This window comes from Pseudomonas sp. zjy_15, from assembly GCF_043101865.1.
GTDB classification, from domain to species: Bacteria; Pseudomonadota; Gammaproteobacteria; order Pseudomonadales; family Pseudomonadaceae; genus Aquipseudomonas; species Aquipseudomonas putida_Y.
Window position 1 is genome coordinate 1 of record NZ_JBICII010000047.1, and the last position, 22,039, is coordinate 22,039.

The 22,039-nt window shown below is 64.1% G+C and carries 12 protein-coding genes and 1 pseudogene; 4 read left to right on the forward strand and 9 right to left on the reverse strand.

The genetic code is table 11. The features are described 5' to 3' along the window. Positions 1 to 73: 73 nt before the first annotated feature. From ccoP to ccoN, 4 genes are read right to left on the reverse strand one after another with little or no spacing between them, the layout of a single operon-like run. Positions 74 to 1,015: a cytochrome-c oxidase, cbb3-type subunit III gene (gene ccoP, locus ACF8EF_RS08805; RefSeq protein ID WP_176685182.1), complete on the reverse strand. Its 942-nt coding sequence runs from the start codon at positions 1,013 to 1,015 to the stop codon at positions 74 to 76. Further along, positions 1,012 to 1,206, reverse strand: coding sequence for a cbb3-type cytochrome c oxidase subunit 3 (locus ACF8EF_RS08810; RefSeq protein WP_021784453.1), 195 nt, complete (start codon positions 1,204 to 1,206; stop codon positions 1,012 to 1,014). The genes ccoP and ACF8EF_RS08810 overlap by 4 nt, the downstream gene beginning before the upstream one ends. A gap of 5 nt (positions 1,207 to 1,211) precedes the next feature. After that, the gene (gene ccoO / locus ACF8EF_RS08815) at positions 1,212 to 1,820 is read right to left on the reverse strand and encodes a cytochrome-c oxidase, cbb3-type subunit II (protein WP_003254281.1); all 609 of its coding nucleotides are present in this window, start codon (positions 1,818 to 1,820) and stop codon (positions 1,212 to 1,214) included. Positions 1,821 to 1,833: 13 nt separating this feature from the next. Then, positions 1,834 to 3,258: a cytochrome-c oxidase, cbb3-type subunit I gene (gene ccoN / locus ACF8EF_RS08820; protein WP_003254280.1), complete on the reverse strand. Its 1,425-nt coding sequence runs from the start codon at positions 3,256 to 3,258 to the stop codon at positions 1,834 to 1,836. Between the two features lie 50 nt (positions 3,259 to 3,308). Between ccoN and ACF8EF_RS08825 the strand changes: the two genes are divergently transcribed. After that, entirely contained in the window at positions 3,309 to 4,001 is a 693-nt protein-coding gene (locus ACF8EF_RS08825; RefSeq protein ID WP_256122384.1) for an alpha/beta family hydrolase, read from the forward strand. A gap of 103 nt (positions 4,002 to 4,104) precedes the next feature. Here the strand turns inward: ACF8EF_RS08825 and ACF8EF_RS08830 are convergent, their stop codons facing one another. Further along, a complete protein-coding gene (locus ACF8EF_RS08830) occupies positions 4,105 to 4,389 on the reverse strand; it encodes a pyrimidine/purine nucleoside phosphorylase (protein WP_176685183.1) in 285 nt (94 codons plus the stop codon). A 74-nt stretch (positions 4,390 to 4,463) separates the two neighbouring features. Then, positions 4,464 to 5,015 (reverse strand): exonuclease domain-containing protein, encoded by a 552-nt coding sequence (locus tag ACF8EF_RS08835; protein ID WP_176685184.1) that lies wholly within the window; start codon positions 5,013 to 5,015, stop codon positions 4,464 to 4,466. 171 nt (positions 5,016 to 5,186) lie between these two features. Here ACF8EF_RS08835 and ACF8EF_RS08840 point away from each other — a divergent pair, with 171 nt between their 5' ends. Both ACF8EF_RS08840 and ACF8EF_RS08845 read left to right on the forward strand, forming a co-directional pair. Next, the gene (locus ACF8EF_RS08840) at positions 5,187 to 5,987 is read left to right on the forward strand and encodes an ABC transporter substrate-binding protein (RefSeq protein ID WP_209967279.1); all 801 of its coding nucleotides are present in this window, start codon (positions 5,187 to 5,189) and stop codon (positions 5,985 to 5,987) included. A 63-nt stretch (positions 5,988 to 6,050) separates the two neighbouring features. After that, the gene (locus ACF8EF_RS08845; RefSeq protein ID WP_392461031.1) at positions 6,051 to 7,064 is read left to right on the forward strand and encodes a GNAT family N-acetyltransferase; all 1,014 of its coding nucleotides are present in this window, start codon (positions 6,051 to 6,053) and stop codon (positions 7,062 to 7,064) included. Between the two features lie 225 nt (positions 7,065 to 7,289). On the opposite strand, the gene ACF8EF_RS08850 is transcribed toward ACF8EF_RS08845, so the two are convergent. Further along, a complete protein-coding gene (locus ACF8EF_RS08850) occupies positions 7,290 to 7,820 on the reverse strand; it encodes an RNA polymerase factor sigma-70 (RefSeq protein WP_010954997.1) in 531 nt (176 codons plus the stop codon). Between the two features lie 305 nt (positions 7,821 to 8,125). Between ACF8EF_RS08850 and ACF8EF_RS08855 the strand changes: the two genes are divergently transcribed. Next, a complete protein-coding gene (locus ACF8EF_RS08855; protein ID WP_392461030.1) occupies positions 8,126 to 21,079 on the forward strand; it encodes a non-ribosomal peptide synthetase in 12,954 nt (4,317 codons plus the stop codon). A 41-nt stretch (positions 21,080 to 21,120) separates the two neighbouring features. On the opposite strand, the gene ACF8EF_RS08860 is transcribed toward ACF8EF_RS08855, so the two are convergent. Both ACF8EF_RS08860 and ACF8EF_RS08865 read right to left on the reverse strand, forming a co-directional pair. Then, a complete protein-coding gene (locus tag ACF8EF_RS08860; protein ID WP_392461029.1) occupies positions 21,121 to 21,822 on the reverse strand; it encodes an ATP-binding cassette domain-containing protein in 702 nt (233 codons plus the stop codon). Next, a pseudogene (locus tag ACF8EF_RS08865) lies at positions 21,822 to 22,039 on the reverse strand (hypothetical protein); the annotation flags it as partial. The gene ACF8EF_RS08860 and the pseudogene ACF8EF_RS08865, both read right to left, overlap by 1 nt.

Genomic DNA, 22,039 nt, shown 5'->3' on the forward strand with positions numbered 1-22,039 from the left:
CGAATGCCTTTCGGCGAACTCACTTGGCGAATGCCTTTCGGCGAACTCACTTGGCGAATGCCTTTCGGCGAACTCACTTGGCCGTCACAGTCTCAGCCGAACCATCCTGCGACAGGCTATACACGTAAGCCGCCAGCAGGTGCACCTTGTCATTCCCTTGGATCTCGGCCTGCGCCGGCATCTGCCCCTGGCGGCCATAACGAATGGTCTGCTGCAACTGGGCAAAGCTCGAGCCATAGATGAACGCCTGCGGGTGGGTCAGGTTCGGTGCGCCCATGGCGGGCGTACCTTTGCCTTCCGGGCCGTGGCAGGCCACGCAGTTGGCAGCAAAGATCTTCTGCCCGTTCTCGACATCGGCTTTCGCGCCCTCAGGCAGTGTGCGGCCATCGAGTTTGCTGACCACGAATGCAGCCACATCGGCCACGCCCTGGTCACCAATCACTTCGGCCCAGGCCGGCATCACGCCATGGCGACCACCCATGATGCTGGTCTTGATGGTTTCCGGATCGCCGCCCCAGCGCCAGTCATTGTCGGTGAGGTTGGGGAAGCCAAAAGCGCCCTTGGCGTCGGAGCCGTGGCACACCGAGCAGTTGGAGGCAAACAGGCGGCTGCCCATTTTCAGCGCCTGCGGGTCCTTCGCCACTTCTTCTACGGGCATGGCGGCGTATTTGGCGAAGATCGGACCGAACCTGGCATCGGCCTTGTCCATTTCCTTCTGCCATTCGTTGGCACCGGTCCAGCCATTTTCATAGCCCGGCAGGATGCCTTTCCAGTTGCCCAGGCCCGGATAAAGGATCAGGTAGCCGACCGAGAACACCAAGGTGCCAACAAACAGCCAGAACCACCACTTGGGCAGCGGGTTGTCGTACTCCTCGATGCCGTCGAAGCTGTGCCCCATGGTCTCGTCAGTGGTGTTGTTGCTCTGGCCTTTGCGCGTGGCGAGCAGCAGCCAGGTCAGGCCAATCAGGCTACCGATGGTCAGTACGCTGATGTACGTACTCCAGAAGGTGGTCATTGCCCGTTACTCCTTTTTGCAGCAGGTTCCTGCCCGGCAGGGGGCAGGCGGTCGTCGACGAAGGGCAGCAGGCGCGCTTCGGCGAAATCACGGTCGCGGCGGCGGTTGAAGACCCACAGGGTGAGGCCGATGAAGGCAATCATCACCACCAGGGTGCCCAGCCCGCGGATCATGCCGATGTCCATTTCCATCGCACTCACCTCTTGTTCTTGATCGCAGTGCCGAGCACTTGCAGGTAGGCGACCAGTGCATCCATCTCGGTCTTGCCCTTGACTGCTTCACGGGCGCCGGCGATGTCGTCGTCGGTGTACGGCACGCCCAGGGTGCGCAGGGTGCGCATCTTGACGTCGGTGTGGCTGTTGTCGACCTGCTGGGCAACCAGCCACGGGTAGGACGGCATCTTCGACTCCGGCACCACGTTGCGCGGGTTGTACAGGTGCGCACGGTGCCAGTCGTCCGAGTAGCGGCCACCGACCCGGGCCAGGTCCGGCCCGGTGCGCTTGGAGCCCCACAGGAACGGGTGGTCCCACACGCTTTCACCGGCCACCGAGTAGTGGCCGTAACGCTCGGTTTCGGCGCGGAACGGGCGGATCATCTGCGAGTGGCAGCCTACGCAACCTTCGCGGATGTAGACATCGCGGCCTTCCAGTTGCAACGCGGTGTAGGGCTTCATGCCCTCCACCGGTTTGTTGGTGACGTCCTGGAAGAACAGCGGGACGATCTGGGTCAGGCCGCCGATGCTGACGGCAAATACCATCAGCAGGGCCATCAGGCCGACGTTTTTCTCGATGACTTCATGTTTCATCAGGCGTTTCTCCTCAAGCCAACTGGGCGTTCGCAGGGGCGACGTCAAGCGCTGGCGAACGCACGGTGCGCCAGGTGTTCCAGGCCATCAGGAACATGCCGCTGAGGAAGATCGCGCCGCCGACGAAGCGCACGACGAAGCCTGGGTGGCTGGCCACCAGGGTTTCCACGAACGAGTAGGTGAGCGTGCCGTCGCTGTTGACCGCGCGCCACATCAGGCCCTGGGCGATGCCGTTGACCCACATCGAAGCGATGTACAGTACGGTACCAATGGTGGCCAGCCAGAAGTGCGCATTGATCAGGCCGAGGCTGTACATGCGTTCTTTGCCGAACACTTTGGGGATGGTGTGGTACAGCGCGCCGATCGAGATCATCGCTACCCAGCCGAGGGCGCCGGCGTGGACGTGGCCGATGGTCCAGTCGGTGTAGTGGGACAGGGCGTTGACCGTCTTGATGGCCATCATCGGGCCTTCGAAGGTGGACATGCCGTAGAACGCCAGCGACACCACCAGGAAGCGCAGGATCGGGTCGCTGCGCAATTTGTGCCAGGCGCCCGACAGGGTCATCATGCCGTTGATCATGCCGCCCCAGCTAGGTGCCAGCAGGATCAGCGACATCACCATGCCCAGCGACTGCGCCCAGTCGGGCAGGGCGGTGTAGTGCAGGTGGTGCGGGCCGGCCCAGATGTACAGGGTAATCAGTGCCCAGAAGTGCACGATCGACAAGCGATACGAATACACCGGCCGTTCGGCCTGCTTGGGCACGTAGTAGTACATCATCCCCAGGAAGCCTGCGGTCAGGAAGAAGCCCACCGCGTTATGGCCGTACCACCACTGCACCATGGCATCGGTGGCGCCTGCGTAGACCGAGTAGGATTTGGTCAGGCTGACCGGCAGCTCCAGGTTGTTGACGATGTGCAGCAGTGCCACGGTCAGGATGAAGGCGCCGAAGAACCAGTTGCCGACGTAGATGTGTTTGGTGTTGCGCTTCATCAGCGTACCGAAGAACACGATGGCGTAGCCCACCCAGACGATGGTGATCAGAATGTCGATCGGCCATTCCAGTTCGGCGTATTCCTTGGAGCTGGTGTAGCCCAGCGGCAGGCTGATGGCCGCCAGCAGGATAACCAGTTGCCAGCCCCAGAACGTGAACGCGGCCAGGCCCGGTGCGAACAGGGTGGTCTGGCAGGTGCGTTGCACCGAATAATAGGAGGTGGCGAACAGTGCGCAGCCGCCGAACGCGAAGATCACCGCATTGGTATGCAGGGGGCGCAGGCGGCCGAAGCTGGTCCAGGGGAGGTCGAAGTTGAGGGACGGCCAGGCGAGCTGGGCGGCGATGAAGACGCCGAGCCCCATCCCGACGATTCCCCACACCACCGTCATGATGGCGAATTGGCGGACCACCTTGTAGTTATAGGCGGTACTGCTGGTTGTGTTCATGTATGGGTTCCCATCCACGGTTATTTGGCAGGCTTTACAGCGAGGCAAGCATGATTAATGGGCAAAGTGCCGGTATTGACGGGGATCAATGGGCGAAGGTCGCAAATGTCCCAGGCTTGCGCTGCGATCCTCCGCGGGTTGAAGGTAAAGAGGGCTACAAAGGGTGCCTGATCCTGGCCCATGGCGCGGGCGCGCCGATGGACAGCGGGTTCATGGACGAAATGGCGCAAAGGCTTGCGGCTCTTGGGGTAGCGGTAGTGCGCTTCGAGTTCCCGTACATGGCCGAGCGCAGGGTTACCGGTGGCAAGCGGCCGCCGAACCCGCAGAAGGTGTTGCTTGAATGCTGGCGCGAGGTGTACCGGCAAGTGCGACCTTTGGTCGCGGGCAAGCTGGCCTTGGGGGGCAAGTCCATGGGCGGGCGCATGGCGAGCCTGCTGGCCGACGAACTGGGCGCGGATGCGCTGGTGTGCCTGGGCTATCCGTTCTACGCGGTGGGTAAACCCGAGAAGCCACGGGTAGAGCACCTGGCCGAGTTGAAGACACCGACGTTGATCGTGCAGGGCGAGCGGGATGCGCTGGGTAACCGCGAGGCGGTGGCGGGGTATGCGTTGTCGCCGGCGATCGAGGTGAGCTGGCTAGCGGCGGGGGACCATGACCTGAAGCCGTTGAAGGCTTCGGGGTTCAGCCATGAGCAGCACTTGCAGGCGGCGGCTGAACGCGTTGCTGACTTCCTGAAGGATTAGTGCTGGATTCTTCGCGGGTAAACCCGCTCCTACAAGGACCGCACAACATCGAAGCACCTGTAGGAGCGGGTTCACCCGCGAAGAGGCCGGCACAGGCCGACGCTTAGTCGCGGTACTCGCACAGGTAGGCAGTATCCACCGCCACTTTCAGCTGGAACTTGCTGTCGGCGGCAACATTGAACTTGTCGCCTGCCTTGAACGTTTCCCAGTTGTCGCTACCCGGCAGTTTCACGGTCAGCGCGCCCGATACCACATGCATGATCTCGCGCTTGGCAGTGCCGAATTCGTATTCGCCCGGAGCCATGACGCCGACGGTGGCCGGGCCTTCTTCGCCCGAGAATGCGATCGACTTGACGGCGCCGTTGAAGTACTCGTTGACCTGGAACATGGGCGACTCCTGAAAAGAGGTGGTGAAAAAGGGCTCGCCAGTATGCCCAAGCCCACAGGCCTCGTCATCTGCTTTCAGGGGCTGTTGGCGGGCAGGCTCAACGGTAATAGCCGCGCCGTGTTGCGCGCATCTTCCAGGGCCCTGTGCTGTTGCCCGCAAAAGTGCATGCCGGCCAGTTGCAGGGCGCCGTTCAGGCCGGTGGGGCGCTGCAGGTGGCGGGCCTTGGCAAAGCGTTGCTTGAGATTGATGTGCGGCAATGTGCGCAGCAGGCTGTCGAGGCCGTGCTGCTGCCACTCCTGGTGCAGTTGCTGGCGGTCGTAGTCGCCCCAGCTGACCCAGGCCTGAAGCTGCCCGCGGTGGTGCCCCAGCCAGCGCTCGAAGCTTGCCCACACCTCGCGAAACGGCGCGGCGTTGTCCACGTCGGCCTGGCTGATGTGGGTCAGTTCGCGGCAGAACGGGGTCAGCTGCGGCCGCCGCCGTGGCTTTACAAAACGCTGGAAATGGTCGACCTCGCGTCCTTCGCGGGTAACCAGGCTTGCGCCGATTTCAATGACTTCCATCTCTGTGACCGGCCACCCACCATCGTCGGTGGTGGCTTCCAGGTCGATCACCAACCAATGGCCCATACCAGGCTCCCTTGCAGATCCTGCTAGAGCGTAGCCAATGTCTGGGCATACGGCATCCTATGGCATTTTGCCGCCTGCTTTGGCACAAAGAGCAGGCACCGGTAGTTGTGCCGCCCCCGGAAAACGCCTAGCTTAAGCAGATACCGGCATAAACCGTGATGAGTGTCCGTCTTGACTCCAGCGCCCGGCCTCAAGGCCTTGTCCACCCTGATGCTGCTGGCCGTGTTCTGGTTGGCGGCACCCGTACGGGCGGGGGAAGCGGTCGAAGTGAAGATTGGCGCGGCCCATTTCCCGCCTTACACGGTGCGCCCCGAGCAAGGCGCCGATACCGGTTTGCTGCCGCAGTTGGTCGATGCACTCAACCGGGCGCAGCAGCACTATCACTTCGTTCTGGTGCCTACGTCTATCCAGCGGCGCTTCGGTGACTTCCAGCAGGGCCGCACCGACATGGCAATTTTCGAGAATCCACAATGGGGCTGGGAGCAGATTGCCCATCAGGCCGTGGACATGGGCCTGGAAGATGCCGAAGTGTTCGTCGCCCGCAAGGCAAATGGCAATGATCCACACTACTTCGATGACCTGCGCGGCAAACGCCTGGCATTGTTCAACGGCTACCACTACGCGTTCGCCAGTTTCAACGCTGAGCCGGGCTACCTGCGCAAGACATACAATGCGACCCTGACCTATTCCCACGACAGCAACCTGCTGATGGTGCAGGCCGGCCGCGCCGATATCGCCCTGGTCACGCGCTCCTACCTCAGCGATTTTCTGGCACGCAACCCGGCGAGCAGGGCGCAACTGGTGCCTTCGCAACGCATTGACCAGGTCTATCACCACTACGCCTTGCTGCGTCCGGGGGCGCCGATCGGCGAGCAGTCGTTCGCGGCGCTGCTGCGCGCCCTGCGCGACAGTGGCGAACTGGCGCGCATCTTCGAGCCGTACCGTATCACGGTGGCTGCACCGCAAGACTAAATTCCCGTGTTGCGGCAACGTTCCCTGCAGTGTGCCTTTTCTTCATTCTCGTGAGTCAAGCCCATGCCGTACGATGCCGCTTCGCAGCCACAGTCACCGCCACGCTGGCGCAGCCTCAGTGCCGAGGAGGGCGACAGCTGGCTAAGCCTGGCCCTTGAAGGCCGCCCCCTGATCCAGTTGCGCCTGGAGCCTGGCGCTTCTCTGCACGTTCACCTTGAGCGCTTTTGCCCCGAGCGCCCCTACCAAGCCTTGTGGGCCGCCTGCTATTGGTTGCTGTCGCGCGATACGGCCTGCCAGCGTCTGACCTGGCACCTGCCCGAAGTGCTGCCGCAGGCGTTGGCCAGTGGCCTGCTGCTGGGCGGTGAACAGCCGGGCCAGTACCTGTGCGAGCGCGCACTGTTCTGGCAACTGCCGCAGCCGTGGCTGGGCGAGTCGGTTGCCGGGGTCTATCCGCAGCAGATGCAGATCAGCAACGGCAAGCGCCACCCGCGCCGGGCGCCCAAGCCGCGGGGCGAAGTGTACCGGCGCTTCGATGCGCGCTTGGGCAGTTGGGTATCGCTGCGTACCCTGGAGATCGAGCATGACCTGGAGCGTTTCAACCGCTGGCAGAACAACCCTCGCGTGGAGGCGTTCTGGCAGGAGGGTGGCACGCTGGCGCAGCACCGCGAATACTTGGCCAAGCTCGAAGCCGACCCGCATACGTTGACGTTGATCGGTTGTTTCAATGACGAGCCGTTTGCCTACTTCGAGGCGTACTGGGCCAAGGAGGACCGCATTGCCCCCTTCTACCCGGCCGATGACTACGACCGCGGTATCCATATGCTGGTGGGAGAGGAGAGCCACCGAGGGCCGCACAAGGTGGCCAGCTGGCTATCGGCGTTGGTGCACTACCTGTTCCTGGATGACCCGCGCACCCAGCGGGTGGTGGCCGAGCCGCGCGCCGACAACGGCAAGATGATTGGCTACATGCACGACCAATGTTTCCATTGCGACAAAGAGTTCGACTTTCCACACAAGCGGGCGGCGTTGATGATTCTGGGGCGGGAGCGGTTTTTCGATCGTTGCAAGCTGACGTAGGGGCTAGTGTGGTGTTTCACAAATAACGACCATAACTCGCGGCGCTTTTTGCACTCATGCGGCGTTGTCGCTCCTCGCCGTAGTGGGCTACGACTCGTCGCGATGCCTTGCCTGAACGCAAAAATCGCTCGCGAGTTATTGGCCGTATTTGCAAAACACCACACTAGCGCTGCAAGCAAAAGCAGAGCGATCCAGGTTCGCTCTCGCTTTTGCTTGCAGCTAGCTTCAGGCCTGCCGACTGGCCGTCTTGCGGCAATGCACCAACGCATCGCGGATCATGAAGTTGACCAAGGTCGGCGATACGCCCAGTTCCTTGGCAATGTCCTTCTGCGGCACGCCATTAAGGCGGTACATCTCGAAAGCATAGCGGGTGCGTGGCGGCAGTTCGTTCAAGGCCTCCGCGATGTCGTTCAGCGCGGCGCGGTTGATGTGGGTGGCTTCGGGCGAGGCGTTCTGCACCACCACGTTCATGCCTTCCTCCTCACTACCGGAGTACTTCAGCTCCATCGCCTGCTTGCGATAGTGGTCGATCGCCAGGTTGCGCACGATCTGGAACAGGTAGCTCAGCTGGGCCTTGAACGATGAGGTGATCTGCGGGGCGGTGCTGAGCCGGAAAAAGGCATCCTGTACCACGTCCTCAGCGCGCGAACGGCAGCCTGTGATGCGGGCGGCGATCTTGACCAGGATGCTGCGGTTGTCGACGAAGGCCTGCAGTAATGGTGAATCGCACTTACTTGTGGATAGTTGTTCCGCCATGGAAATCACCTTGTCACAGAGGGAGAGGAGGCGCCCAAGGTTGGGAAGCTTCCTACGACGTGCGACAAGCTATTCAAGATGATAATAATTGTCAAATGCGAAATGTAATTAATATCGACCTGTTTCAGTTCTTAGCCGCGGTTGGCTTTGGGGATATGCCTTATCAACCCTTGAAGCCTAATCGCCCCCGCTAATTTCTCTCCCCGCCCATCCGTTCCCCTGTGTACATCCCCGGTCGCATACGTTGCCCGCCCATGTTGGTGGAGCAGCTGTCGGACCTAACCAGACACTGGCAGGAACACCCCATGACGGACGCCTTCGAACTCCCGCACACGCTGGTCCAGGCCCTGGCGCAACGCGCCTCGCAGACCCCGGACAGCATTGCCTTGCGCTTTCTGGCCGACGCGCCCGGCGAGCAGGCCGTGCTGAGCTACCGGGACCTCGACCAGCGCGCGCGCACCATCGCCGCCGCCTTGCAGGCTCGTACCCGCTTCGGCGATCGTGCAGTGCTGTTGTTTCCCAGCGGGCCGGACTATGTGGCGGCGTTCTTCGGCTGCCTGTATGCCGGGGTCATCGCGGTGCCGGCTTACCCACCGGAGTCGGCGCGCCAGCACCACCAGGAGCGTTTGCTGTCGATCATCGACGACGCCGAGCCGCGCCTGCTGCTGACCGTGGCGGCGCTGCACGACAGCCTGCAGGGCCTGGAAGCCCTGGCGGCGGACAATGCCCCCCAACTGCTGGCAGTGGATGGCTTGGACCCGGCCCTGGCGGCGAACTGGCGTGAGCCCGTACTCAAGGGCGATGACATCGCCTTCCTGCAGTACACCTCCGGTTCCACTGCGCTGCCCAAGGGCGTGCAGGTCAGTCATGGCAACCTGGTGGCCAACGAGCAACTGATCCGCCAAGGCTTTGGCATCGACCTCAACCCCGACGACGTGATCGTCAGCTGGCTGCCGCTTTATCACGATATGGGTCTGATCGGCGGCCTGCTGCAGCCGATTTTCAGTGGCGTGCCCTGCGTGCTGATGTCGCCGGGCTACTTCCTGGCCCGGCCGCTGCGCTGGTTGCAGGCCATCAGCGACTACGGTGGCACCATCAGCGGCGGGCCCGACTTCGCCTACCGCTTGTGCAGCGAACGGGTGAGCGAGGCTTCGCAGGCCGGGCTCGACCTGAGCCGCTGGCGCGTGGCCTATTCCGGTTCCGAGCCTATCCGCCAGGACAGCCTGGCCACCTTCGCCGACAAGTTCCAGGCCTGCGGCTTCGATCCGCAGAGTTTCTTCGCCAGTTATGGCCTGGCCGAAGCCACCCTGTTCGTCAGCGGCAGCCGTCGTGGCCAAGGTATCGCCGCGCTGGAGCTGGACGCCGCAGCCTTCGCTGCCAACCGTGCCGAGCCGGGCAAGGGCAGTGTGCTGATGAGCTGCGGCTACCCACAGCCGGGGCATGCCGTACGTATCGTCGAACCACAACGCCTGCAAGTGCTGGATGACAACCAGGTTGGCGAGATCTGGGCCGGCGGCCCGAGTATCGCATTGGGTTACTGGCGCAACCCCGAAGCCAGCGCTCGCACCTTTGTCGAAATGGACGGCCAGACCTGGCTGCGCACCGGCGACCTGGGCTTCATGCGTGACGGCGAGGTATTCGTCACCGGGCGTCTGAAGGACATGCTGATCGTGCGTGGGCAAAACCTGTACCCACAAGACCTGGAAAAAAACCTCGAGCGCGAAGTTCAGGTGCTGCGTAAAGGCCGGGTGGCGGTGTTCGCCGTCGAGCACCAAGGCGAGGAGGGCATCGGTGTCGCGGTGGAGATCAGCCGCAACGTGCAAAAGGCAATCAAGCCCCAGGACCTGATCAAGACCCTGCGCCAGGTCGTCGCCGACGCCTGCCGACAGGCCCCCGCCGTGGTCCTGCTGCTGAACCCCGGCGCGCTGCCGAAGACCTCCAGCGGCAAGTTGCAGCGCTCTGCCTGCTGCCTGCGCATGGACGATGGCAGCCTGGACTGCTATGCCCGTTTCCCTGAGGCAAGCGAAGCCGGTGCCGGTGCAACCGCTGGTGATGAGCTGCAAGCACGCATCGGCGCTGTGTGGCGCGACATCCTCGAGGTAGAGGCGGTGGCCGCGGACGACCACTTCCTGTTGCTGGGCGGTAACTCCATCGCCGCCACCCAGGTCACAGCGCGCCTGGCCGATGAGTTGGGTATCGACCTGAGCCTGCGCACGCTGTTCGAGGCGCCGGTACTGGCCGACTACAGCAAGGCCGTGGCACAGATCATCGCCGATGGCGCCGCAGGCACCGTGGCCATCACCACGCTGGAGCGCGCCCAGGCGTTGCCCCAGTCGCTGGCGCAGAACCGCTTGTGGCTGCTGTGGCTGCTGGAGCCACAATCAGCGGCCTACAACATTCCCGCCGGCTTGCACCTGCGCGGCGAGCTGGATGTCGACGCCCTAAAAGCGGCCTTCCAGGCGCTGGTGGCGCGCCATGAATCGTTGCGTACCGTGTTCAGCGAAGAGAATGGCCAGGCGCTGCAGCGTATCCTGCCGCAACAGCCGTTCAGCCTGCATTGCCTGGACCTTGGGGGGCACTCGCCCGAGCAAGTTGCCGCGCAGCGTGAAACCGAGGCCTGCCAGCCGTTCGACCTCACCCAGGGCCCGTTGCTGCGGGTGACCCTGGTGCGGCTGGGCGACGAAGAGCATCAGCTGTGGGTGACCCTGCACCACATCGTTGCCGACGGCTGGTCGCTGAACATCCTGCTCGAAGAATTCGCCAAGCTGTACGCCGCTCGCTGCCAAGGCCTGGAGGCCAACCTGGCGCCGCTACCCCTGGGTTACGCCGACTACGGCAGTTGGCAGCGGCAATGGCTGGCCGAAGGCGAAGCCGAGCGGCAGTTGCGATATTGGCAGGCGCGCCTGGGCGATGAACTGCCGGTGCTCGACCTGTGCACCGATCATCCACGTGCCAGCCAGCGCGACCATCGCGCCGCCCGTTTCAGCCTAAAGGTGCCGGCCAGGCTTACCGAAGCGCTCAAGGGCCTGGCCCGCGAGCAGCACGCCAGCCTGTTCATGGTCCTGCTGGCAGGTTGGCAGGCGCTGCTGCACCGCTACAGCGGCCAGGCCGATATCCGCGTCGGTGTGCCCAACGCCAACCGCCCGCGACTGGAAGCCCAGGGCCTGGTCGGCTTCTTCATCAACACCCAGGTGTTGCGCGCGCAGCTCGATGGCCGCCTGCCGTTCGCGCAGTTGCTGGCCCAGGTCCGTCAGGCCACCCTGGAAGCCCAGGCCAACCAGGACCTGCCATTCGAGCAGTTGGTCGAAGCCTTGCCAGAGGCCCGAGAGCAAGGCCTGTTCCAGGTCATGTTCAACCACCAGCAACGCGACCTGTCAGCCCTGCGGCGTCTGCCGGGGCTGTTGGCCGAAGAGCTGGCGTGGCACAGCCGCGAAGCCAAGTTCGACTTGCAGTTGCACAGTGAGGAGGACCATCTGGGCCGCCTGAGCCTGGCCGTCGACTACGCCGCGGAGCTGTTCGAAGCCAGCACCGTCGAACGTCTGGCCCATCATCTGTTGGCGCTGCTGGAACAGGTGTGTGCCGCGCCGCAGCAGGCGCTGGGCGACGTGCAATTGCTGGATGAGCCCGGCCGTGCGCAACTGCTGGGTTGGGGCCAGGCACCGGCCGCCGCAGCGCAGCACCTGTTGGTCGAGCAACTCAATGAGCAGGCACGCCTGACGCCGCAGCGCACCGCCCTGATTTGGGACGGGGGCAGCCTGGATTACGCCGGGTTGCACCAGCAAGCCAACCGCCTGGCCCACTACCTGCGTGACAAAGGCGTCGGCCCCGATACCTGTGTGGCCATTGCCATCGAGCGCTCACCGCAATTGCTGGTCGGCCTGCTAGCCATTCTCAAGGCTGGCGGTGCCTACGTGCCGCTGGATGTCGATTACCCGGCCGAACGGCTGGCCTACATGCTGGCCGACTGCGACGCCCGTTTGCTACTGAGCCACAGCAGCCTGCTGGGCAAGCTGCCGCAGGTCGACGGTGTCAGTGCCATTGCCCTCGACCAGTTGCACCTGGACAGCTGGCCCAGCCACGCTCCCGGTCTGCACCTGCACGGTGACAACCTGGCCTACGTGATTTACACCTCCGGCTCCACCGGCCAACCCAAGGGCGTGGGCAACACTCACGCGGCCCTGGCCGATCGCCTGCAATGGATGCAGGCCACCTATGCGTTGGATGACAGCGACGTGCTGATGCAGAAGGCACCGATCAGCTTCGACGTATCGGTGTGGGAATGCTTTTGGCCGCTGGTCACCGGCTGCAAGCTGGTGCTCGCCGGCCCTGGTGAACACCGCGACCCGCAGCGTATCGCTGCCATGGTCCAGGCCCATGGGGTGACCACGCTGCACTTCGTGCCGCCGCTGTTGCAGGTGTTCGTCCAGGAGCCGCAGGCGGGTGCCTGCACCAGCCTGCGCCGGGTGTTCTCGGGTGGCGAAGCGTTGTCCGCCACGCTACGAGACCGCGTGCTGCAAGTGCTGCCGCAGGTGCAGTTGCACAACCGTTACGGCCCGACCGAAACCGCCATCAACGTCACCCACTGGCACTGCCAGGCAGCGGACGGCGAGCGCTCGCCCATCGGCCGGCCGCTGGGCAATGTGCTGTGCCGCGTGCTGGACGATGAGCTGGAACTGACTATCCCCGGGGTGCCGGGCGAGCTGTACCTCGGTGGCGCGGGGTTGGCCCGTGGTTACCTGGGCCGCCCCGGCCTCACTGCCGAGCGCTTCGTACCCCAGGCCGACGGTAATGGTCAGCGTCTGTACCGCAGTGGCGATGGTGCCCGTTGGCAGGTGCAGATGGAGGCACTGGAATACCTTGGCCGCCTCGACCAGCAGGTAAAGGTGCGTGGCTTCCGCGTCGAACCCGAGGAAGTCCAGGCCTGCCTGCTGGCGCAGGCGGGTGTCGAACAGGCGCTGGTATTGATTCACAAGGATGCTGTCGGCGCGCAACTGGTGGGCTACTACTGTGGCAGCGCCCAGCCCGCCGAGCTGTTGGCAGTGCTGGCTGCCCAGTTGCCAGCGTACATGGTGCCGGCACAGCTCATCCCGCTGGCACAGATGCCGCTGGGCCCCAGCGGCAAGGTCGACCGCAAGGCGCTGCCGGCTCCGGTGTGGCAGCAGCGTGAGCATGTCGAACCACAAACCGAGTTGCAGCAACAGGTCGCTGCGATCTGGCGTGAAGTGCTGAACCTGCCGCGCATCGGCCTGCAGGACGACTTCTTCGCCCTGGGTGGCCACTCGCTGTTGGCCACCCAGATTGTCTCGCGCAGCCGCCAGGCCTGCGATGTCGAGCTGCCGCTCAAGACCCTGTTCGAAGCCAGCGAACTGGGCGCCTTCTGTGCCGAGATCGCGCGCTTGCGCGCGGTCGGCGAGCGCAACCTGCAAGGCGAAATCGCCCGCGTCGACCGCCGCCAGGCCGTGCCGCTGTCGTACTCGCAGCAGCGCATGTGGTTCCTCTGGCAAATGGAGCCTGACAGCCCGGCGTACAACGTCGGCGGCATGGCACGCCTGCGCGGCACCCTGCACGTGGACGCCTTCGAGCGTGCGCTGCAGGCGCTGATCGTGCGTCACGAAACCTTGCGCACCACGTTCCCCAGCATCGACGGCGTGCCGTACCAGTGCGTGGCCGAAGACAGCGGTCTGCATCTGGACTGGCAAGACTTCAGCGCTTTGTCAGACGATGCCCGCCAGCAACGTTTGCAACAACTGGCCGACGACCAGGCGCACCAGCCCTTCGACCTGGAGCGGGGGCCGCTGCTGCGCGCCTGTCTGGTCAAGGCCGACGAGCGCGAGCACTGCTTCGTGCTGACGCTGCACCACATCGTCACCGAAGGCTGGGCCATGGACATCTTCGCCCGCGAGCTGGGCGAGCTGTACGAAGCCTTTGTCGATGACCGCGAGTCGCCACTGGCGCCGCTGCCGGTGCAGTACCTGGACTACAGCGTGTGGCAACGGCAATGGCTGGAAAGCGGCGAGGGCGCGCGCCAGTTGGCCTACTGGAAGGCTCGCCTGGGCGATGAACACCCGGTATTGGCCTTGCCCGCCGACCGCCCGCGGCCGGCTGTGCAAAGCCACCGTGGCGAGCTGTACCGCTTCGACCTCGACCCGGCCCTGGTCGCCCGCGTGCATGCCTTCAACAGCCAGCGCGGCCTGACCCTGTTCATGACCATGACCGCCACCCTTGCCGCCTTGCTGCACCGCTACAGTGGCCAGCGCGACCTGCGTATCGGCGCGCCGGTGGCCAACCGCATCCGTCCGGAAAGCGAAGGGCTGATCGGCGCCTTCCTCAACACCCAGGTGCTGCGCTGCGAGCTGGACGGCCAGATGACCGCCGCTCAGTTGTTGGAGCAGATGCGTCAGGCCGCCATCGAAGGCCAGTCACACCAGGACCTGCCGTTCGACCAGTTGGTGGAGGCCTTGCAGCCGCCGCGCAGCAGCGCCTACAACCCACTGTTCCAGGTGATGTGCAACGTGCAGCGCTGGGCCTTCCAGCAAAGCCGCCAGCTTGCCGGCGTGCAGGTGGATTACCTGGTCAATGACGCCAGCGCCACCAAGTTCGACCTGTACCTGGAGGTGACCGACCTCGACGGTCGCCTGGGTTGCTGCCTGACCTACAGCCGTGACCTGTTCGACGAGCCGCGCATCGCGCGCATGGCCGAGCATTGGCAGCAACTGCTGGTCGGCCTGCTGGACAACCCGCAACAGCGCCTGTGCGAACTGCCGATGCTGAGCAGCGCCGAGCAGCAGGTGCTGGTGGGCCAGTTGCAGGGCGAGCACGATTTCGACCTCGACCAGACCTTGCACGGCCTGTTCGCCGCCCAGGCCGCGCGCGCGCCACAGGCTGGCGCGTTGACCTTTGCCGGCCAGCACATGACCTACGCCGAACTCGACCAACAGGCCAACCGCCTGGCCCGCGCCCTGCGCGAGCGTGGTGTCGGCCCGCAGGTGCGCGTGGGCCTGGCCCTGGAGCGCTCGCTGGAAATGGTCGTCGGCCTGTTGGCCATCCTCAAGGCCGGTGGCGCCTATGTACCGCTCGACCCCGAGTACCCGCTCGACCGCCTGCGCTACATGATCGAAGACAGCCGCATCGGCCTGCTGCTAAGCCAGCGCGCGTTGCTGCAAACCCTCGGCGAGCTGCCCGAAGGCGTGGCGCGCTGGAGCCTGGAAGACGACGCTGCCAGCCTGTCGGCGTACAGCGACGCGCCGCTGGACAACCTCAATTTGCCGCAGCACCAGGCCTACCTGATCTATACCTCCGGCTCCACCGGCAAGCCCAAAGGTGTGGTGGTCAGCCATGGCGAATTCGCCATGCATTGCCAGGCAGTGATCGCCGCGTTCGGCATGCGCAGCGATGACTGCGAACTGCATTTCTATTCGATCAACTTCGATGCCGCCAGCGAGCGCCTGTGGGCGCCGCTGCTGTGTGGCGCCCGTGTGGTGCTGCGCGCCCAAGGGCAGTGGGGGGCTGAGGAAATCTGCCAACTGGTGCGTGAGCAGCAGGTGAGCATCCTCGGTTTCACCCCTAGCTACGGCAGCCAACTGGCCCAGTACCTGGGTGGGCGGGGCGAACAGTTGCCGGTGCGCCTGGTGATCACCGGCGGCGAAGCGCTGACCGGCGAGCACCTGCAGCGTATCCGCCAGGCCTTTGCGCCGCAGCAGTTCTTCAATGCGTACGGCCCGACCGAAACCGTGGTTATGCCGCTGGCGTGCCTGGCCCCAGAGGCCTTGCCAGCAGACCTTGGCAGCGTACCGATCGGCCGCGTCATCGGTAGCCGTACGGCCTACATCCTCGACGAGGATCTGGCCTTGTTGCCGCAAGGCGGCATTGGCGAACTGTATGTCGGCGGCGCCGGCCTGGCCCAGGGTTACCACGACCGGCCAGGCCTCACTGCCGAGCGCTTTGTCGCCGACCCGTTCAGTGCCGAAGGCGGGCGCCTGTACCGTACCGGCGACCTGGTACGCCTGGGTACTGATGGCCTGGTGGAGTATGTCGGCCGTGCCGACCAGCAGGTGAAGATCCGCGGCTTCCGCATCGAGCTGGGCGAAATCGAGAGCCGCCTGCAAGCGCATGCCGATGTCGAAGAAGCCGTGGTGCTGGCCCTTGATCTGCCGGGTGGCAAGCAACTGGTGGGTTACCTGGTGTGCAAGCAGGCCCCTGCCGACTGCGATACGCAAAGCCTGCTGCGCGAAGCGGTGAAGGCCAATGCCCGCCAGCACCTGCCGGACTACATGGTGCCCGCACACTTGGTTCTGCTCGAAAGCCTGCCGTTGATGGGGAACGGCAAGCTCGACCGCCGTGCCTTGCCACTGCCCGACCTGGAGCAGGCGCGCCAGCAGTACCAGGCCCCGGGTAATGAGGTGGAAGCGCAACTGGCGCAGATCTGGCGCGACGTGCTGAACGTTGCCCAGGTCGGGGTGCAGGACAACTTCTTCGAACTGGGCGGCGACTCGATCCTGTCGATTCAGGTGGTCAGCCGCGCCCGGCAGGCCGGCTTGCAATTCACCCCGCGCGACCTGTTCCAGCATCAGACCATCCAGACCCTGGCAGCTGTGGTTCAGCTCAGCGAAGCCGTGAGCACGGTGGAGCAGGGACTGCGCCAGGGCCAGGCCGGGCTGACGCCGATCCAGCACTGGTTCTTCGACAGTGACGTGCCACAGCCGCAACACTGGAACCAGGCCGTGCTGCTGGAGGTGCGCCAACCCTTGGTTGAGGCCACCCTTGCACAGGCATTGGCTGCGCTGGTGCAGCACCATGACAGCCTGCGCCTGCGCTTCAGCGACGCCCAGGGCCGCTGGCAGGCGCAGTACGCGCAGCCTGGCGCCGAGCAACTGCTGTGGAGCGCCACTGTCGCCGATTTCAATGATTGTCAGGCACTCTACACCGACGTGCAGCGCAGCCTGGACCTGCAACAAGGGCCGCTGCTGCGCGCCTTGCTGGTGCGTGACGGGCAGGGCACCCAGCGGTTGCTGCTGGCGATCCATCACCTAGTGGTCGATGGTGTGTCCTGGCGGGTGCTGCTGGAAGACCTGCAGGCGCTGTACCGTGGCCAGCCTCTGCCGGCCAAGACCCACGTCGTCGGCGACTGGGCCGCGCGCCTGGCCAGCTACGCTGGCAGCGATTCGCTGCGTGACGAACTGACCTGGTGGCAAGGCCAACTGGGTAGCGTGCGCCGCGAACTGCCATGCGATCACCCGCAGGGCAGCAATTTGCACCGCCACGCCCAGACCCTGGCTATCGGCCTGGACGTGGAGCAGACCCGACAACTGTTGCAACAAGCCCCGGCGGCTTACCACACCCAGGTCAACGACCTGCTGTTGACTGCACTGGCGCGGGCCTTGTGCCGCTGGAGCGGCGATGAAGAAGTGCTGGTGCAGCTCGAAGGCCATGGCCGTGACGGGCTGTTCGAAGACATGGACCTGACCCGCAGCGTCGGCTGGTTCACCAATGCCTACCCACTGAGCCTGCGTCCGCTGCCAGGCGAAGACGACGCGGCGCGGGCCGGTTCGATCAAGCGCATCAAGGAACAACTGCGCCAGGTGCCGCACAAGGGCCTGGGCTACGGCGTACTGCGCTACCTGGCGGATGCCGCCGGGCGCGAGCAGATGGCGGCCTTGCCGCAGGCGCGCATCACCTTCAACTACCTGGGCCAGTTCGACCAGCAGTTCGACAGTGCGGCCTTGTTCCAGCCCCTGGAGGCACCGGCCGGGTTGGCGCATGACCTCGATGCGCCGTTGCCCAACTGGTTGAGCGTCGATGGCCAGGTGTATGGCGGTGCTCTGCAACTGCGCTGGACCTTCAGCGCCGAGCGCTACGACCAGCAGACCATCGCGGGTCTGGCCGAGGCCTATCGTCAGGAGCTGCTGGCGCTGGTCGCGCATTGCCTGGCCGATGGCAATGGCAGCTTCACCCCATCGGACTTCCCGCTGGCGCACCTGACTCAGGAGCAGATCGACGCATTGCCGGTACCGGCCGCGCAGATCGAGGACGTTTACCCGCTGACGCCGATGCAGGAAGGCATGCTGCTGCACACCCTGCTGGAGCCGGGCACCGGCCTTTACTACATGCAGGACCGCTACCGCATCAACAGCGCGCTAGACCCCGAGCGTTTCGCCCAGGCCTGGCAGGCGGTGGTGGCGCGCCACGAAGCGTTGCGCGCCTCGTTCAGTTGGAACAGCGGCGAGGCGATGCTGCAGATCATCCACAAGCCAGGCAACCTGGCGGTGGACTACCAGGACTGGCGCGGCCTGGCTGAGGATGCCCAGGAGCAGCGCCTGCAGGCTCTGCACAAGCAGGAGCGCGAGGCCGGCTTTGCCCTGCTCAGCGAGGCACCGTTCCACCTGCGCCTGGTGCGCGTGGCCGATGAACGCTACTGGTTCATGATGAGCAACCACCACATCCTTATCGATGCCTGGTGCCGCTCGCTGTTGATGAACGACTTCTTCGAGGTCTACCAGGCCCTTGGCGAAGGCCGTCAGGCCCAACTGCCGGTGCCGCCGCGTTACCGCGATTACATCGGTTGGCTGCAACGCCAGGGCCTGGACGACGCACGCGCCTGGTGGCAGGCCAACCTGGCCGGCTTCGAACGTGCTACAGCCATCCCTAGCGACCGCCCGCTGCGCCATGATCACGCCGGTAGCGGCATGGTCGTCGGCGACTGCTACACCCGCCTGGAGGTGAGTGATGGTGTGCGTCTGCGCGAACTGGCCCAGGCTCATCAGCTCACCGTCAACACCTTCGCCCAGGCGGCCTGGGCCCTGGTGTTGGCGCGTCACAGCGGCGACCGCGATGTGGCCTTTGGCGTGACCGTGGCCGGTCGCCCGGTGAGCATGCCGCAGATGCAACGCACCGTCGGCCTGTTCATCAACAGCGTGGCCCTGCGCGTGCAGTTGCCCGCGGCGGGTGAGCGCTGCAGCGTACGCCAGTGGCTGCAGGGCCTGCTGCAAAGCAACATGGAACTGCGCGAGTACGAATACTTGCCGCTGGTGGCGATCCAGGCGTGCAGCGAATTGCCCAAGGGCCAGCCGCTGTTCGACAGCCTGTTCGTGTTCGAGAATGCGCCGGTTGAAACCGCCGTGCTCGATCACGCCCAGCACCTGAACGCCAGCTCCGACTCGGGCCGTACCCACACCAACTTCCCGCTGACGGCGGTGTGTTACCCGGGTGATGACCTGGGCCTGCACCTGTCGTTTGACCAGCGTTACTTCGACTACCCGACCGTCGAGCGTCTGCTGGCCGAATTCAAGCGCCTGCTGCTGGCGCTGGTACAAGGTTTTGAAGGGGCGGTGAGCGAGCTACCGTTGCTGAGCGCCCAAGAGCAAGGCTTCCTGCTGGAGGACTGCAACCGGACCGAGCGGGTTTATCCGCTGGAACAAAGCTACATCGCGCAGTTCGAAGCGCAGGTCGTGGCGCATCCGCAGCGTACCGTGGCCTGCTGCCTGGAGGCGTCCTACGATTACGCCGGGCTGAACCTGGCGGCCAACCGCCTGGGCCATGCGCTGGTGGCTGCCGGGGTCTGCGTGGACCAGCCAGTGGCACTGCTTGCCGAGCGTGGGTTGCCGCTGCTGGGCATGATTGTCGGCAGCTTCAAGGCCGGGGCCGGCTACCTGCCGCTGGACCCGGGCCTGCCGGCGGCGCGCCTGCAAAGCATCATCCAGCTCAGCCGTACGCCAGTGCTGGTGTGCAGCGCGGCCTGCGCCGAGCAGGGGCGGCAGTTGCTCGGTGAGCTGGAGACTGCGCTGCGGCCGCGACTGCTGGTCTGGGAAGACATCCAGGCCAACCCGATCGCAAGCCACAATCCGGGTATCCACAGTGGCCCGGACAACCTCGCCTACGTGATCTACACCTCAGGCTCGACCGGCCTGCCGAAAGGGGTGATGGTCGAGCAGCGTGGCATGCTCAACAACCAGCTGAGCAAGGTGCCGTACCTGGCCCTGAGCGAGCAGGACGTGATTGCCCAGACCGCCTCGCAAAGCTTCGACATCTCGGTCTGGCAGTTCCTGGCTGCGCCGCTGTTCGGCGCCAAGGTAGAGATCGTGCCTAACGCCATCGCCCATGACCCGCAGGGCCTGCTGGCGCATGTGCAAACTACCGGCATCACCGTGCTGGAGAGCGTGCCGTCGCTGATCCAGGGCATGCTGGCCAGCGACCACCAGGCCCTCGACGGCCTGCGCTGGATGCTGCCGACCGGCGAGGCCATGCCACCGGAGCTGGCGGCGCAGTGGCTGCAGCGCTACCCGCAGATCGGCCTGGTCAATGCCTATGGGCCGGCGGAGTGCTCGGATGACGTGGCGTTCTTCCGCGTCGATGCCGCCTCGACCCAAGGCAGCTACCTGCCCATCGGCACGCCAACCGATAACAACCGCCTGTACCTGTTCGGCGAGGACCAGGCACTGGTGCCGCTGGGTGCGGTGGGCGAGTTGTGCGTGGCTGGTACGGGTGTAGGCCGTGGCTACGTCGGTGACCCGGTGCGCACGGCACTGGCGTTCATCCCTCACCCTTACGGGGCGCCGGGCGAACGCCTGTACCGCACTGGCGACCTGGCGCGGCAACGCCCGGACGGTGTGCTGGAGTACGTCGGGCGCATCGACCATCAGGTGAAGATTCGCGGCTATCGCATCGAGCTGGGCGAGATCGAGGCCCGGCTGCATGAGCAGGCGGAAATTCGCGATGCTGCCGTGGCGGTGCAGGAGGGCGTGAACGGCAAGCATCTGGTTGGCTACCTGGTGGCGCACCAGGGCGTCAGTGCCGATGCCGCGTTGCTGGAGCAGGTCAAGCAACGACTGCGTGCCGAGTTGCCGGAGTACATGGTGCCGTTGCATTGGGGCTGGTTCGACAGCTTGCCGCACAACGCCAACGGCAAGCTCGACCGCAAGGCCCTGCCAGCCATCGACATCGGCGGCCAATACAGTCAGGCCTATCAGGCGCCACGCAACGAATTGGAGGACGTGTTGGCGGGTATCTGGGCCGATGTGCTCAAAGCCGACCGGGTGGGGGTGCACGACAACTTCTTCGAGCTGGGCGGGCATTCGCTGTTGGCCACGCAGATCGCTTCGCGGGTGCAGAAGCAGCTACAGCTGAACGTGCCGCTGCGGGCGATGTTCGAGTGCAGCACGGTGGAGGCGTTGGCCGAGTATGTACAGGGGCTGCAGGGCAGTGCGCTGGATGATGACAAGGTCGATCGGCTCAGTGACCTGATGGCGGAGCTGGAGGGGCTGTGATGGGCAGGGGCGCTTGGCGCCCCTTTCAATGGCCACGGTACCTAGACCGAAGCATTGATAAAGGCTTCATCCAGCGATTTGGCGTGGTGGCGTTCCATGAACTGTCCACCACTGTCAAACGCTTCCAGTCGTTTGTTTGCGAGCATATAAAAGCGCTGGCAGTTTTTCGTGATTTCCTCTGTGTAATGAGAAGATATCAGCACGCTCGCGCCTTCCGCGCACGCGCTTTTTATACCGAGCCATATATAATGTCGAAATTCAGGGTCTACGCCAGCCGTTGGCTCGTCAAGAATGATCAAGTCACTGTTTAAAAGCAACAAGGTCAGCGTGAAGTAGCTACGAATTTCACCGTAGCTGCAATTGGCGGCTTTTTTCTTGGCGATTTCTGCATATCGCTTGGACAGTGACGGGGACCATTTGGCTAGTTTCGAGAGAATCTCTGTGTGATCTGGGGAAGCGTTGGGGGTCAGGCTGGTGATAAGCTTGCCCGCTTCGTTCATACGCAGTAATGGGGGCGGTGTAAGGATTTGCGTCAAATAGGCCTGACGCCTGGATAAATTGGAAATGGCACCTTTTGCCGGTTTCTTTATTTTACAGATGAGGTCGAAAAGGGTTGTCTTTCCGGCCCCGTTGTTGCCCAGAATGCCAACCAGTTCCCCCGCTTTTATAGTGAGTTCAATGTCGTTCAGTAGCGAGTTTCCGCTGTATCCGAAGTGAAGGTTGTTTATAGTTAAAATGTCCATCAGTATCGGCTCCATATGGGTTGGATTCTGAAATACCTTCCGGTCAGGTATGTCGAGGCCGCAGAGGCCGAAAGAGCAATCAGGAAACTGTTGAGAAGGGGCATTTCGCCATGGAAGATCTGCGCGCTTAGAAAGAGCGGGTTGATCAGCGTTAGCGTATGCGAAGCATCGTGCCCCAGCGTGGCACCGGTGTATCCGGAGACCAGCATGAGAAATG

Coding starts and splice junctions, on each gene's coding strand:
- ccoP (WP_176685182.1), bottom strand. CDS start 1,015: ATGACCACCTTCTGGAGTACGTACATCAGCGTACTGACCATCGGTAGC.
- ACF8EF_RS08810 (WP_021784453.1), bottom strand. CDS start 1,206: ATGGAAATGGACATCGGCATGATCCGCGGGCTGGGCACCCTGGTGGTG.
- ccoO (WP_003254281.1), bottom strand. CDS start 1,820: ATGAAACATGAAGTCATCGAGAAAAACGTCGGCCTGATGGCCCTGCTG.
- ccoN (WP_003254280.1), bottom strand. CDS start 3,258: ATGAACACAACCAGCAGTACCGCCTATAACTACAAGGTGGTCCGCCAA.
- ACF8EF_RS08825 (WP_256122384.1), top strand. CDS start 3,309: ATGATTAATGGGCAAAGTGCCGGTATTGACGGGGATCAATGGGCGAAG.
- ACF8EF_RS08830 (WP_176685183.1), bottom strand. CDS start 4,389: ATGTTCCAGGTCAACGAGTACTTCAACGGCGCCGTCAAGTCGATCGCA.
- ACF8EF_RS08835 (WP_176685184.1), bottom strand. CDS start 5,015: ATGGGCCATTGGTTGGTGATCGACCTGGAAGCCACCACCGACGATGGT.
- ACF8EF_RS08845 (WP_392461031.1), top strand. CDS start 6,051: ATGCCGTACGATGCCGCTTCGCAGCCACAGTCACCGCCACGCTGGCGC.
- ACF8EF_RS08850 (WP_010954997.1), bottom strand. CDS start 7,820: ATGGCGGAACAACTATCCACAAGTAAGTGCGATTCACCATTACTGCAG.
- ACF8EF_RS08855 (WP_392461030.1), top strand. CDS start 8,126: ATGACGGACGCCTTCGAACTCCCGCACACGCTGGTCCAGGCCCTGGCG.
- ACF8EF_RS08860 (WP_392461029.1), bottom strand. CDS start 21,822: ATGGACATTTTAACTATAAACAACCTTCACTTCGGATACAGCGGAAAC.